Annotated in this window: 13 protein-coding genes; 6 read left to right on the top strand and 7 right to left on the bottom strand. The window is 43.7% G+C overall.

Going from position 1 to position 14,461, the window contains the following annotated elements:
* Positions 1-486 precede the first annotated feature (486 nt).
* The 3 genes from BLA28_RS21250 (at position 487) to BLA28_RS21240 (ending at position 2,179) form a co-directional block, all read left to right on the top strand.
* Positions 487-1,143 carry a Fic family protein gene (locus BLA28_RS21250; RefSeq protein WP_330393291.1) on the top strand — a complete coding sequence of 219 codons (657 nt, stop codon included), beginning with the start codon at positions 487-489 and terminating at the stop codon, positions 1,141-1,143.
* Between the two features lie 21 nt (positions 1,144-1,164).
* Positions 1,165-1,494, top strand: coding sequence for a hypothetical protein (locus BLA28_RS21245; RefSeq protein WP_069158746.1), 330 nt, complete (start codon positions 1,165-1,167; stop codon positions 1,492-1,494).
* A 223-nt stretch (positions 1,495-1,717) separates the two neighbouring features.
* Positions 1,718-2,179, top strand: coding sequence for a low molecular weight protein-tyrosine-phosphatase (locus tag BLA28_RS21240; RefSeq protein WP_069158747.1), 462 nt, complete (start codon positions 1,718-1,720; stop codon positions 2,177-2,179).
* 22 nt (positions 2,180-2,201) lie between these two features.
* On the opposite strand, the gene BLA28_RS21235 is transcribed toward BLA28_RS21240, so the two are convergent.
* Positions 2,202-3,104 (bottom strand): AraC family transcriptional regulator, encoded by a 903-nt coding sequence (locus tag BLA28_RS21235; protein ID WP_169897283.1) that lies wholly within the window; start codon positions 3,102-3,104, stop codon positions 2,202-2,204.
* A gap of 138 nt (positions 3,105-3,242) precedes the next feature.
* On the opposite strand from BLA28_RS21235, the gene melA reads away from it, so the two are divergent.
* Entirely contained in the window at positions 3,243-4,565 is a 1,323-nt protein-coding gene (melA, locus tag BLA28_RS21230; protein WP_069158749.1) for an alpha-glucosidase/alpha-galactosidase, read from the top strand.
* Positions 4,566-4,649: 84 nt separating this feature from the next.
* Here melA and BLA28_RS21225 read toward each other — a convergent pair whose 3' ends face one another.
* The 5 genes from BLA28_RS21225 to BLA28_RS21205 all read right to left on the bottom strand — a co-directional run bounded on the left by BLA28_RS21225 (position 4,650) and on the right by BLA28_RS21205 (position 10,470).
* Positions 4,650-5,984: a sialidase family protein gene (locus BLA28_RS21225; RefSeq protein ID WP_069158750.1), complete on the bottom strand. Its 1,335-nt coding sequence runs from the start codon at positions 5,982-5,984 to the stop codon at positions 4,650-4,652.
* Positions 5,985-6,000: 16 nt separating this feature from the next.
* Positions 6,001-6,957 carry a dihydrodipicolinate synthase family protein gene (locus BLA28_RS21220; protein ID WP_069158751.1) on the bottom strand — a complete coding sequence of 319 codons (957 nt, stop codon included), beginning with the start codon at positions 6,955-6,957 and terminating at the stop codon, positions 6,001-6,003.
* A gap of 20 nt (positions 6,958-6,977) precedes the next feature.
* The gene (locus BLA28_RS21215; protein WP_069158752.1) at positions 6,978-8,615 is read right to left on the bottom strand and encodes an extracellular solute-binding protein; all 1,638 of its coding nucleotides are present in this window, start codon (positions 8,613-8,615) and stop codon (positions 6,978-6,980) included.
* A gap of 26 nt (positions 8,616-8,641) precedes the next feature.
* On the bottom strand, positions 8,642-9,331 hold the full coding sequence (locus BLA28_RS21210) for a carbohydrate ABC transporter permease (protein ID WP_242880642.1): 690 nt from the start codon (positions 9,329-9,331) through the stop codon (positions 8,642-8,644).
* 203 nt (positions 9,332-9,534) lie between these two features.
* Positions 9,535-10,470, bottom strand: coding sequence for an ABC transporter permease (locus BLA28_RS21205; protein WP_069158754.1), 936 nt, complete (start codon positions 10,468-10,470; stop codon positions 9,535-9,537).
* A 280-nt stretch (positions 10,471-10,750) separates the two neighbouring features.
* Here BLA28_RS21205 and BLA28_RS21200 point away from each other — a divergent pair, with 280 nt between their 5' ends.
* The gene (locus BLA28_RS21200) at positions 10,751-11,623 is read left to right on the top strand and encodes a helix-turn-helix domain-containing protein (RefSeq protein ID WP_069158755.1); all 873 of its coding nucleotides are present in this window, start codon (positions 10,751-10,753) and stop codon (positions 11,621-11,623) included.
* Positions 11,624-11,684: 61 nt separating this feature from the next.
* Here BLA28_RS21200 and BLA28_RS21195 read toward each other — a convergent pair whose 3' ends face one another.
* Complete coding sequence (locus BLA28_RS21195) at positions 11,685-12,731, bottom strand: alpha/beta fold hydrolase (RefSeq protein ID WP_081330161.1); 1,047 nt, start codon at positions 12,729-12,731, stop codon at positions 11,685-11,687.
* A gap of 381 nt (positions 12,732-13,112) precedes the next feature.
* On the opposite strand from BLA28_RS21195, the gene glmM reads away from it, so the two are divergent.
* Positions 13,113-14,447 carry a phosphoglucosamine mutase gene (gene glmM / locus BLA28_RS21190; protein WP_069158756.1) on the top strand — a complete coding sequence of 445 codons (1,335 nt, stop codon included), beginning with the start codon at positions 13,113-13,115 and terminating at the stop codon, positions 14,445-14,447.
* The last annotated feature ends 14 nt before the right edge of the window (positions 14,448-14,461 follow it).

Below are 14,461 nucleotides of genomic sequence, written 5' to 3'. Positions count from 1 at the left end.
GTGTCAGATGGCTTGAGGGGCAATACTGCGATAAACTGCGGCAAATCGGTGCAATAGGACTGATGGGGTACTACGGTTTTACTACGATTGAGAGACTTTAAATTATAAGTGTAAAATACTTGTCCGGAGGAGAAAAATATGTCCTCCGGATTTTTTGCATTGTTCCGATGGGAATAAATTATTATTCCGATGACCTTGCTATTGTTCCGAAAATAGAGTATACTATTATTTGAAATGAGGTGCAGAATGATGTATATATCCGTAAAACAGGCTTCAGAAAAATGGGGCATTTCAGATAGACGAGTACGAATCCTATGCTCGGAAGGTAGAATTCCAGGCGTTATCCGTGAGGGGCGCAGTTGGAAGATTCCGGCAGGGGCTGGGAAGCCGGAGGACGGACGTTATAAGTCCGCAGAAAATCTGCTTGATAGTATTGACAGGAAGAAAACGGAATTGGATTCCAAACGCCCTTTGACGGAGGGAGAGGTGGAACGGTTGACAGAGGAATTTGTGGTGGAGTATACCTATAACTCCAACGCCATCGAGGGGAATACGTTGACACTGCGTGAAACCGATATGGTGCTGCGCGGTCTGACTATTGCCCAGAAGCCGTTGAAGGATCACATGGAAGCAGTTGGACATAAGGAAGCTTTTGATTTTGTGCGGGATTTAGTGAAAGCTCAGGAACCTTTGTCGGAACGTATTATAAAGCAAATTCATTATCTTGTGCTGGCTGATAAAAAGGATGACCGCGGTGTTTACAGAAGGGTCCCGGTAAGAATTATGGGAGCAAAGCATGAGCCTGTACAGCCGTATCTTATTCAACCAAAGATGGAGCAGTTGTTGGAGTCCTATAACAATAGTAAAGAGCATATCATTCCCCGGCTCGCACGGTTTCATATAGAATTTGAAGGTATTCATCCTTTTATCGACGGTAATGGCCGCACGGGAAGGTTGCTTGTAAATCTGGAATTAATGAAGGCCGGATATCCGCCGATTGATATTAAATTTACAGATAGGATTGCGTATTACAATGCTTTTGATGAATACCATGTAAAGCACAATTTAGGAGCAATGGAAAAGTTATTTGCAGGATATGTGAATGAACGTTTAGATAGTTACCTCGTAATGTTGGAAGAATAAAAATACAATGGAGGTGTGGTAATGTTTGTTTCAGAATACTTGGGATTAAATGATGAGTTGGAAGAAATGGGCGTATTTGACTGTGTTTTTGATAATGATAGCAGTTTTTTTATTAATTTGATGCGTTTGAAAGTGTCTGATGTCCCTGAATTTAAGGGGGCATATCAGAGAATAAAAGATTATTTTAGTGAAATAGCAACACTTCTTAATGCATCTGATTCAAAAGAGGACAAATTATATAAAACAGCCTTTAAACGGTTTAAACCATTAGAAATAAATGGGATAAATCTTGGCTTTTCAAAAAGTAAGTATGGTGCAGCTTTGGAAAAAAGCTACGAGAACAAGTTATAAGTGATGCGTTTGATATTGTAAAGAAAGGAATTCAGTATCCGGAAATTTTTCAATTAGTTAGCCTTTTAGTAAGAACCCCCGGTTTCAACTACGTTTTTACTACGATTGACGGTTTCAACTTTTGCTTATTCTGTGATTAATTTAACAATTTCACGGTCAACTATATACCCGTCAAATTGCGGCAAAACCGGGAAAATATAAGCATTTAGGAGGATTTTCGTTTATGATTAAGATACTTTTCGTCTGCCACGGCAACATCTGCCGTTCCCCCATGGCAGAATTCATCCTAAGAGACATGGTCCGCGCCAAAGGCATCGCCAACGATTTCCACATCGAATCCGCGGCCACCAGCACAGAAGAAATCGGCAACCCGGTCCACCACGGAACCCGCCGCAAGCTTCTCGAGCATGGAATTTCCAAAGAGGAAATTTCCTTCAAGCAGGCTCGTCAGATGAGAAAAGAAGACTATGCGAAATTTGACTATATTATCGGCATGGACGAAATGAACCTGCGCAATATCATGCGCATCCTTCGTTCCGATCCGGAAAACAAAGTCCATCTTCTCCTGGATTACACAGATCGCCCCGGAGCCATCGCCGATCCCTGGTACACCGGCAACTTTGAGGCCACCTACCGCGATGTATGTGAAGGCTGCGAAGGCTTCCTGGAAAGCCTCGGCGTTTGAGTGCCGACAGCATCCGGAAATCTTAGGAATTCCCATAATTCCCCGTGAGCCGCCTGTACTGCAGCGGCGTCAGCCCGGTAGTCTTTTTAAACTGCCTGCAGAAGGCCGGGGAATCCGTAAAACCACAGGAATAGGCAATTTCCGTGATATCCCTTCCTGACTTTTTCAGCATGTCCATAGCAGCGGTAAGCCGCAGATCCTGAAGATACTGCTGAACACTTTTTCCGGAATGGGAAATAAAAATCTTATACAGATACGTACGGCTGACCCCCACCTGGCGGGCCAGCTGTTCTATTTTTACGGGATAACTGAAATTATGCTTCAGATATTCCACAGCCTGGCGGAAATAAAGCTCCTGCAGCGTCCCTGCAGGGGAGGACTGCCGGGAAGGAGTCAGAAGGGGGACAGGCATCTGCTCCTGATACATGCAGGAAAACAAAAGATAGAAATTCCCCATGATTTCCAGCAGATTCTGGCTGTTCTCATGAAAACTGTTTTCGAATACGCTGGTTTGGGCCAGAAGCTTTTCCGCACTTTCCTTATCAGGGGAGCGGTAAACCACCTGAGTATCTGTAAATCCGCAGTGCTTCAGCAAAGTGCGGGCATCCGGGCCGTCAAATGCGATCCAGCTATACTCCCAGGGCTCTTTTTCATCCGCGATGTACTTTGTAGTCTCTCCGGGAAGGATTAAAAAGGCGTCTCCCTTCTCTAATTCGAATATATTGTCCTGACAAATATACTTTCCTCTTCCGCTCCGGATAAAGTGAATCAGGTAATGGGGCCTGATTGCAGGGCCGAAAAAATGGCCTGGAGCGCATGATTCACTGCCGGAATAATAGAGTCGGAGGGCAATACGTGTCTGGGATTCGGTAAGCAGGCGGACAGTCTCACGCGGGTTATTTTTTTCTGGGTTTTCGTTCATCATAAAACTCTCCATAGGAAACAAAAATTCAATAATAAGAAACAAAATATAAAGAATAAATCGTTAAAAAACGTAAAATAAAAGCAGATACTTAATTTTACAGGATTCATTTCATAAATTCAATTACAGGAGGGTTACTTTATGGTTAAAATCACATTTTTAGGCGCGGGGAGTACTGTTTTTGCCAGAAATGTTCTGGGTGACTGTATGTGCACACCAGTTTTGAGAGAGGCGGAAATCGCGCTGTATGATATCAATGACAAAAGGCTGGAGGATTCGGAAACGATCCTCAGAGCCATCAATCACAACGTAAATGAAGACAGGGCGGTGATCAAAACGTATTTGGGCGTGGAGAACCGGAAGGCAGCGCTGCGTGATGCGGATTTCGTGGTAAACGCTATCCAGGTCGGCGGTTATGAGCCCTGTACCGTAACGGATTTTGAAATCCCCAAAAAATACGGCCTTAAGCAGACTATCGGTGATACCCTGGGAATCGGCGGAATCATGCGCGGGCTTCGCACCATCCCTGTTATGGAAGGCTTCGCAAGGGATATGGAAGAGGTTTGCCCTGATACCCTGTTTTTGAATTATACCAATCCCATGGCAATCCTCAGCGGTTATATGCAGAGATACAGCAAAATCAGGACCGTTGGTCTCTGCCACAGCGTTCAGGTTTGTACGGAAGGGCTTTTGAAGGGTCTGGGAATGGAAGACAAGCTGGAAGGCGCAACGGATTACATTGCAGGAATCAACCATATGGCATGGCTCCTTGAAGTAAAGGATAAGGACGGAAACGATTTGTATCCGGAAATCAAAAAGCGTGCGCTGGAGAAAAACAGCAAAGAAAAGCACAATGATATGGTGCGTTATGAATACATAAGGACTTTAGGCTACTACTGCACCGAATCTAGCGAGCATAACTCCGAGTACAATCCGTTTTTTATCAAATCCCGTTATCCGGAAATGATTGATAAATTCAACATTCCGCTGGATGAATATCCCAGACGCTGTATCAAGCAGATCGCTGAATGGGAAGAGGAGAGAAACAATATCCTTAAGGATGGTAAAATCACCCATGAACGTTCCAGGGAATATGCTTCTTACATCATGGAGGCGGTGGTGACCAACAAGCCTTACCAGATTGGCGGCAACGTCCTGAACACCGGGCTGATTGATAACCTTCCTTCCGATGCCTGTGTGGAGGTTCCCTGTATGATCAATGCCAAGGGAGTCAATCCCTGTCATGTAGGCCGCCTGCCCGTGCAGCTGGCAGCAATGAACCAGACCAATATCAATGTGCAGCTGCTTACCATCGAGGCTGCCAGAACGAGAGATAAGAATTATATTTACCAGGCTGCCATGCTGGATCCTCATACGGCGGCGGAGCTGAATATTGATGATATCCGCAGCATGTGTGATGAATTGATAGAAGCCCATGGGGAATATATGGCTATGTATAAATAAAGGCGAAAAGGCGAGTTTAGAGAGCAGAAAAGCGTCCCTCCATTCTTTGACGGAGAATGGAGGGATATTATAATGGTCTCTTTTTTACTGAGTAATATCAGTTTTGTGGAAGGTAATAAAATTACTGTCATGGAAATTGTGTGCATGATTCCATGCAGTTCTGCTCAACAGCAGTATCTCATTTTTCCGGAAGCAGAAAACGGGATATTGGAAACCTGCCTCCTTAATACTGCATTCGGAATGATTAATAAGCTGTTTTACCTTTGTCCATGTTATGCAGTCGTCCGATGAATACAGTGCAAGTATATTTCTTCCGGGAGAGGGGTTTCCCAAAGCATAGTAGACCCCTGAGCAATGTCTCACTATTTCGAATTTGGTATGTCCTACAGGAAAATGTATTATTTTATTGAAGGACATAGCTTCTTCGGGACTGTTAGGCTCAGCTTTTAAAATAAGTGCTTTATTATCGGAGTAACGCAGTATATCCACTACTGTCCCATCGGGCAGTTCCACTGCATTCCCTTCTATACCGCCGGAAACCTCTGCTTCAGAATCCGGCCAGTCCTGACAGGGCTTAACAAAATCAGTTAATGTCCAGTTGCTGCTGACCATGGGATCGGCCTGTTCGTCGATGGATAATAAAGATGCCGCAAAGGTCTTTTTCGACCAGGAGCCATATTCTGTGCCGGTCCATAATCTTCCGTGACTTTTCAATATTACAGTAGGGGCCCGATGGTTACCGTTTTCCTGGGAAAAAGAGGAACCGCGCAGGATAACGGCGGGGGCCGACCAGCTGATTCCGTAATCAGAGGAACAGCCAATCAATAAATCTCCGTATTCCCGTGAAACACCCAGCATAAAGAGTTTATTCTGATGCCAGAACATTTTTCCCCAGAAGCAGGGAAAAATATCTGTGACATAGTGCCAATGGAGGCCGTCGTCATCAGACCGGAACAGCAGAGTAAGATTTTGAGGCGCGTTTGAGGCAAATACATCCATGGAAGCCAGAAGAGTTCCGTCAGGCAGGAGCAACAGGGATGGACTGCATAGATACTGCCCTGAAAAACCGTACTGTTTATCCTCCGGATGAAGGTAATTAACGATAATACCTACTTTGCTTCCTGTTCTAAGCAATCGTATATTACTGTTTCTGTGGTTGGAGTCCGTGAGTAAGAGTTCATATTCCGTATTTTCTTCCAGGCCTTCAAGTAAATATTCATGGCCCTCTACTGCTATGGCATTCCAGGAGTTCTTTCCTCTTTCCGAATATTGAAGCTGAAAGCTTTCCCCATCCCCAAGCCATTCTATTTCACAATGATCTTTTCCGGGCGCCAGCCTGCAGATATAGGGATTTACGCTTCCTGAAAGCTGATCGGCAGGATAGTAGGGTCTGTGGTTCCAGTTATCATAACCTTTCATTTTGTACTCCTTATCATTATTTGACAGACAGTTTGTTATCAAGAAGAACATTCAGTTTTTTCAGCTGTTTCATTACCAGCATATCATATTCCCCGAAATGCTGCATGGGACAGGAACGGCTGAATATTTCCATTCTCATGTTTTCAAATTCCTGCAGATAATATTTAGCTGTTATGGGGTAAGCGAGAGCCTCTGAAAAAGCAGACATGGAAAGAACAGTTTCCAGTACTTCGGCTTTTTCAGGAAAATTCTCGTAATTTTCATACAGCCAGACATATAGTTCCGGATGAAAGTTTGCCATGATTCCGCAATATCCGCTGCCGCCGTCTTTTAGTGAGGAAAGGAAAGTCTGCGCATTTGCATTAAATAGTTTTATTCCGCTTCCTTTGAGAAGGGAGATCCGCTCCTGTAATAATTCAGGTCTGCAGCAGGTATCTTTAAAGAAAGAAAATCTGCCGGTATTTTTTATTTCATTCAGCATGGTATTGCTGAGCAGTCTTTTATAGGGGGTGGGACACTCGTATATTCCCAGGTTTACATCTTCAGGCAATCTGCGGATAAGCTGTTCCAAATCCTTAAGCCATTTGCCTTCGCCGGAATTATCAATATCCAGCCGGTTTGTGATGAGTATTACGGCATCGGCTCCTGCTTCATGCATCTCCAGCAGCTCTTCTGTCTGCTCCTCAATGGAAGAGGAGACATGGCCGGAAGCGACCACTGTCATTGGTTCACTTCCAGACTGAACTGCAATACGGAGGACTTCTTCCCGGACAATTTCCACCATTTTTCTTCTTTCCTCACGTGTCAGATAGAAGAGTTCGCTGGACTGGCAGGCTGCAAATATGCCATGACAGCCATTTTGGCTGTACCAGCCGACTAATTGACGCAGCGCGTCTTCATCCAGCCGGTTGTCTTTTGTATAGGGGGTGATCATTGTAGGGTAAATCCCATTCTTTATTGTCTGCGGTATCATTTTATGTCTGATCCTCCTGATTAATTTGCATTAAATGCGTCGAGTGCTTCCTGAAGAATGGATATATATTCTTCAAGTCCCAGCTTGTTAAGCTGTTCGATATAGGCATCCCATCCTTCTTCAATTCCGCCTTCCAGCATCCATGTAGATAAGGTGGTATTTATGTAATCATTGATATCTGTCGAAAGTTCGGCAAGCCGGTCAGTCTGTTCCGTGCTGAAAATTACATTAGGGTACAGATTGGATGTGGGGATAATATGGCCGTCATATTGATTTTTAATGGCATCGTCGCGCTGCTTCTGAGCGGATCCTTCCGCATAGGAAAACTTTTCAAACATATCTGAGGTAAGAAGGAAAGGAACTCTGTTCATTGGTGCGCTGTCAGCTCCCTGAGCATCCGCCTCATAAGGCAGCATAACAATGCTTCCATCCTCATTTTTCTGAAGATAAGTGTCTCCGTACATGCCATACATAGCTTGTATGGACCAGTCAGGATCTGCGATCAGGTTAGCCAGTCTCATGGCGGCCTCCGGATACTTGCAATTCTTGTATATTGTAAAATGATTTCTTAATACATGATTTGTCTGGCTTCTGATCAAAGGGGATTTCCCGTTCCCACTGTCTAGCGGTCCCATAGCTGTAATTGATTCATTGGTAACATCAGGATTCTGGTAACTGTGATAACTGCCGACTACAGCAGGGGTGCTTCTGGTTTTGGTGATATAGGTATCCCAGTCATCAGTCAGGCATTCTCCGGGAATTAAGCCTTCCTGAAATAATTTACGCAAATAAAGGAGCGGTTCTTTTATATCCTCATTTGCAAAGTTAAATACTACCTTACCATTATTATCTACCGTGGAAAGGTATCTTTCACCGGCAACCTCCACACCAAAGGAATTGATTACATCCAATGCTCCTCCTACATTGTTTGTAATGCCATAGATATAGTAGGGAATCACATCTTTTGGTATGCTTCCCTCTCCGGCATGTTCCTTAAATGCTTTCAGTGTCTCATAGAATTCATCAGTTGTTTGGGGAATATCAAGGTTAAGTTCATTCAGCCATGTTGTCTGAATCAGCCATTGATCCCGAAGTCCTCCATTGGATGGTTCATCCCGGACGATAGGAAGACTGTAAATATGTCCGTCACTCAGGGTAACAACCTTTCTCGCATAATCATTCTCGGACAAAAAGGAACTCCAGTTAGGGGCATATGTCTGGATTAATTCATCCAGCTGATAAATATCACCTCCCAAAGCGGCATCCTGTATTTGCTTATCTGTTCCTACATTAAAGGAAATATCTGGATAATCACGACTTGTAAACATCAGATTTTTATCTTCATCGCTGTTATAGACTCTGAATTCCAAAGTGATGCCGCTTACTTCCTGAAGTTGTTTTATCCAGTCCAAATCCTCCCATGCACCCTGGAAGGAGGAGGAAGAGGCTGAGACTCCTACAGTTAAGGTAATCGGCTCTGCCGCAATGGGGAGCCCTTCCAGATTGGTGCCGTTTACTACACCATTGGTCTCTTCCGGTGCGACATAGGTGTTGGTCTGTCCGGAATCCGTTTTTGGAGCGCCGCAGCCGGCGAGTACAGCTAATGCTGTTATTACCGCTGCTGCTCCTGTCATACTTTTTCTTGCTTTTGCTTTCATAGCACATCCTCCTTTATTTATGAACGTTAACCTTTTATAGCTCCTACCATTACGCCTTTCACAAAATGTTTTTGGATGAAAGGATACAAAATGAGTACTGGTACACTCGCAATTACAATGACACCATATTTCATGCTCTGCAGGTTGAGAAGCTGAGCCATCCCGGAATCGCTGGTTTCAGGCGAAAGCTGCGTGGTCAGAAGAAGATTGCGCAGCACTAACTGAAGGGGATATTTATTTTCACTTCGAAGATAAACCAAAGCGTTATAATAACCGTTCCAATGTTCCACGGCAAAAAAGAGAGTCATAACAGCTAAAATGGATTTGGAAAGAGGCAGCGCAATACGCATAAAAAATACCAGTTCATTGCTTCCGTCAATTTTGGCTGCTTCCAAAACCTCTGTAGGGATATTGGTTTCAAAAAATGTGCGGCAGATGATAAAATTCCATACATTTACTCCTCCCATGAGTACCATGATGGCAAAGGTGTTTACCAGGTGTAAGGAATTCATTAACAGGTAGGTGGGAATTAATCCTCCGTTTATAAACATGGTCAGCAGGAAAAACATATTGATCGCACTTCTGAAAGGAAGTGTTTTTCTGGAAAGCGCATAACCTGCTGATATGGTAAATATCAGATTAATAGTAGTTCCGGTAAGAGTGTATAGTATGGTATTGCCGTATCCTCTCCATATTTCAGATTTTGCCAGCATCATTTTATATCCGTCGAGGGTTAGGCCGCGGGGGATAATCCATACCTTTCCGCCTGCTACCAGGCTTGGATTACTGAAAGAGGCTATTAATATGAAATATAATGGGTATAGACAGATCAACAGAAAAAATAGGGCTAAAATGGAATCTACAATAATAAAAATTTTATCTTGCCTGCATTTCCTTTTCATGAAAAGCCTCCTTTTTATTACCAGATACTTGTATCACTCAATTTTTTAGAAAGAGTATTTACGGAAAACATCAGAATCAAATTTATGACGGAGTTGAATAAATTGATTGCTGTGGAATAGCTGTACTGCTGGTTGAGTAATCCGATTTTATACACATAGGTCGAAATAATTTCACTGGTATCCATATTTAAAGAATTCTGCATTAGATATGCTTTTTCAAAGCCAATGCTCATTAATTTACCTGTATTCATGATGAATAGCGTTACGATGACAGGACGTATCGACGGCAGATCAATATACCGGATTCTCTGCAAAATGGTAGCCCCATCCACTATGGCTGCTTCATGGAGAGATTCATCCACGTTGGATAAGCTGGCAAAATAAATAATGCTGTTCCAACCAATGCTCTGCCATACGCCGCTCCATACATAAAGGTGGCGGAACGCCTTGGGATCTCCCATAAACAGCAGACGTTCCAGGCCAAACAAATCTCTGATGTTATTAACCAGACCACTGCTCTGAGAGAAGAATATAGTCAGCATGCTTACCAGAACTACGGTGGAAATAAAATAAGGTGCATAGGTTATATTCTGAACAAGTTTTTTTATTCTGGCAGAAGGCAGATAATTAAGACATAAGGCCAGTATAATGGGGAATGGAAACCCGGCTATCAGGGAATAAAAGGATAAAATGATTGTATTGGGCAATACCTGTCCGAATTTATTCGAATTAAAAAATCGAATAAAATTTCCAAACCCAACAAAGGGACTTTCCCAATACCCTAAATAGGGTTTGTAGTCTTTAAATGCAATGATCAAGCCGTATAGAGGTGCATAATTGAACAGGATGAGATATAAAACAGCAGGAGCTAATAAGAGATACAGTTGCCAATGTTGTATCAATCTCACTTTTAACGGCTTATTTGGACAAATCTGGATACCACTTTTCTTCATATGCCCTCCTTATAGTGCAAAATGACAATATAAATTAAAATGAAATAAAAAATATATACGTTATGCCTAAAATATTAATATTATTTATTACAAAATAAAATAGCTGCACAGGACAATAAAATATCATTTTATTCTTTTTAAATATCATTTTTTGAACTTGAAAAATAAACGCATTTCTTGTGTTTTACGCACTTTAATAGTAAAATAAAATTACTTTATTATTACTCATATAAGGTCAAAATTGATATTTTAACTGAGAAAAGAGAGGAGGGTTTGCTGAATGAAAAAGAATGAGTCGGAAGAAAAATTCCAGGAAAAAACATATAAAGGTTCTATTTTGTCAGACCTGATAAATCTTAGTATTATCTGGGTAAGGGTAGCGGACAACAGCTTTTCCAAAAGGAAATGGAATATGAAAGAGCATTATCACGCTTTTTTTGAACTGCACTATGTTCTGGAAGGCAATGCGGGTTTTCAGGTGGACAATGAGAGCTTTGTATTGGATAAGGGAAATTATTTACTTATACCGCCGAAGCATCCTCATGAGTTTCAGTCCTTATCCTATGATTATAGAGAATTTGTTGTTGGATTTTATCTGGATTTTCCATCCCTCCATCCGGATGGCCAATATATACAAAGTGCACTAAAAGAAATGGAAGTGATAAAGCCTCTTACTGCCGGTATTCATTCGCAATCCTATATACAAAACTGCCTTGGATATATTGGCGCACAGCCTTATTTTTCTTCAGCAGTTGTTATGAATATCTACCTTTTTCTTCTAGAGATGGCCAGACAGATCGCTCCGCAAACGGAGGAGCTTTTGTCAGACAGCGGCCAGCTGATTGGAGAAGTGAAATATTATATTACTTCAAATATATCTGAGGGGATTACAACAGAAGCGGTTGCCGCTCATGTGAATATAAGCACCAGACATTTAAACCGTCTTGTGCAGGAGGAACTGCAGAAATCAGTAAGTGATTTGATTATGGAAGAAAAAATGAATTGCATCAGAAAGCTTTTAAGCTCTACTAATATGACGCTGGATCAGGTAGCTGATCTGGCAGGTTTTACAAATGCTTATAATATGAGCCGATCCTTTAAAAAGCAGGAGGGTATGTCGCCGGGAGAATATAGAAGGTCCTTGCGGAAATAAGCGTATGATGCATTATTTCCGCAAATGCTTTATCGGACAGGCAGCCGGTAAGCTTTGACTGTTAATTACCGAAAGCCGTCCTCAGAAACACCCCAACCTCCTCCGCCATTTCCTCACTGCAGGTCCAATGCAGGTAGTGTCCCCCGTTCAAAGGAACCACTCTCTGGCACCCCTCATTCGTCACATAGGTCTGATAAAAGGAAGCACTGCTTTTCCCATCTTCCCTCGCCTCCTGGCTGCTGCCATCCCGGGTAAAAAACAGCAGCGGCAGCTGACTGTCAAATTTCATATCCTTTGTAATCTCCAGATTATCCCCAATCCGGTTCATCTGATCGATTACCGTTGCATTCTGTCCCATCCGGGCGGCGATTCGTTTCTGCATGGCAAGATTGCCCGGTGTATATAAGCCGGAACTATTATCGGAAATATAAGCATCCGGATTCAGCATACAGGACCATCGTATGATCCCCACGGGATTAAGCAGTCCCAATACGGCCGGAACCTGTGCTGGTTCCCCCTCTCCGAAATAATCCGGCATAGCAGGCAGCGTGCAGTCAATTCCGATAACCGCACATACTTCATCCGGATAGGTATTGGCATAATACAGGGCGTCAATACCGGAAATAGAATGAGGCATCAACACATAAGGGCCGTCCAGCCCCTCTGCCTTTAAAGCGCTCCGCAGCTCCTCCACCGTATTTTCAACCGTACGGGCTTCTTTTGTTGTATCGCTCCAGCCATAACCCAGAGGCTCCACAACCACAACCCGGTTTTCCCGGGCAAGAGCCTGTGCCAGAGGCATGAAATCCAGGATCGGTGCGGCGGTACCCAGGCCCGGCAGCAGTACTATTGTATTCTCTCCCCGTCCAGTTACATAAATACTCATTTTATGGCCGTCTGCCGTGACCAGATCGCCTGCCGGCGGAGTCCGTCCTTTTTCCCAAACGGTCATAGTCTGATGCAGTGCGGCGGAAGCGGCGATAAGAAAGATAATAATCAGCGCTGCGGCCTTGAGAATACCGAACAAGTGATAAAAAAAGCCATGCACAGGTTTTTCCTGCATATCCTGTTTCTTTTCCTGGTCTGTGTTTTCCATATTATCCCTCATAAGCTCCTCCTCTCACGTTCATACTGATCTTTCTTTAAGCATAAGATTAAAATATTAAATTCACACGGTGATAAATTGAAAAAAATCCTGAAGAAAAACAGGCTTTCAGACAAGGCTATATTAAAAAAATTTCATAAACATGCCACTTTCGTGCAAAAAAAGGAAATAATAGTGCACATCAGCCTGATTTGTGGTAAAATGGCAAACGAATAACAAAAAAAGGAATGTCATCCCAATTCCGGCAGGAAAACAAATCTGCCCATGCCGTATATACAGCGGCATAAAACTGATACGGATAAAAATGTGTATCCGGTCTTTGGATAAGTAAGACAGCAGGCGGCGTCAGCCGCATGCGTGCCGCAGCACGCAGAGAGGTTTAAAATGAAATATTTCGGAACAGACGGTTTCAGAGGAAAAGCCAATGAGGTGTTAACAGCGGATCATGCGTTCAATATCGGAAAGTTCCTGGGCTGGTACTTTACGGACGGAGCCCGAAGGAAAGCCAGCTGTGTGATAGGCAAGGACACAAGGCGTTCCAGCTACATGTTTGAATATGCCCTGGCGGCGGGCTTAAGCTCCGGCGGCGTGGATGTGAACCTGCTGCATGTCACTACCACACCGAGTGTATCTTATGTAACAAAAAGCGGGGATTTTGATTTCGGCATCATGATCACCGCTAGCCATAATCCTTTTTACGACAACGGCATTAAAATCATAGACAAGGACGGCTTCAAAATGGAAGATTCCGTTCTGGAAAAAGTGGAAGAATACCTGGACGGAAAGGTGGAAATCACCTGTGCCAGAAATGAAAATATCGGCAAGATTACAGATTATATACAGGGAAGGAACCAATATATCAGTTATCTGACCTCCACCACGATCCATTCCTTCCGGGGATATAAAGTGGGGCTGGACTGTGCAAACGGAGCGGCAAGCAGTATAGCAAAAACCGTATTTGAGATGCTGGGCGCGAAGACCTACATGCTTCATGACGAACCGGACGGACTGAATATCAATGTGGACTGCGGTTCCACCCATATTGAATCCCTGCAGAAATTTGTGGTGGAAAAAGGCCTGGATGTAGGCTTTGCTTTTGACGGGGACGCGGACAGATGTTTTGCCGTGGATGAATTGGGAAATGTGCTTGACGGCGATTTGATTATGTATTTGTGTGCGGTACACATGAAGGAAGAGCATGCGCTGATCGATAACACCGTAGTCGCCACCATCGCCTCCAACATGGGCGTGGAAAAAGCGCTGGAGAGACAGGGGATCTGCATGAAGCGTACTCCTGTGGGCGATAAATATGTCTCCCTGGAGATGCAGGAACATGGCTACAGCATCGGCGGAGAGGAATCCGGACATATTATTTTCAATAAATACAGTACCACCGGAGACGGCATCCTCACTGCGATCCGGGTGATGGAAATCATCGTGGGTAAGAAGACAATGGCCTCCTTCCTCACCGCAGGAGTCAGCCTGTTCCCTAAAGTACAGATCAATAAAAGGGTAAAAGATGCGGCGGAGGTTCTGGAGAACCCGTCCGTCAAAGAAAGCATTGATCAGGCATCCGCACAGCTGGATGGTTCAGGACGGGTGCTGATCCGTAAAAGCGGCACGGAGCCTGTGATCCGAATCCTGGTGGAGGCGCAGGACGAAGATCTGTGCCGGGAACTGGCAGAAAAAATCGCAGCAAGAATGGATGAAGTAAATTAGAAAATATAAGGAAG

The sequence above is a fragment of the Eisenbergiella tayi genome (genome assembly GCF_001881565.1).
Lineage (GTDB): Bacteria > Bacillota > Clostridia > Lachnospirales > Lachnospiraceae > Eisenbergiella > Eisenbergiella tayi.
This window is presented reverse-complemented; position numbering and strand designations above follow the sequence as displayed.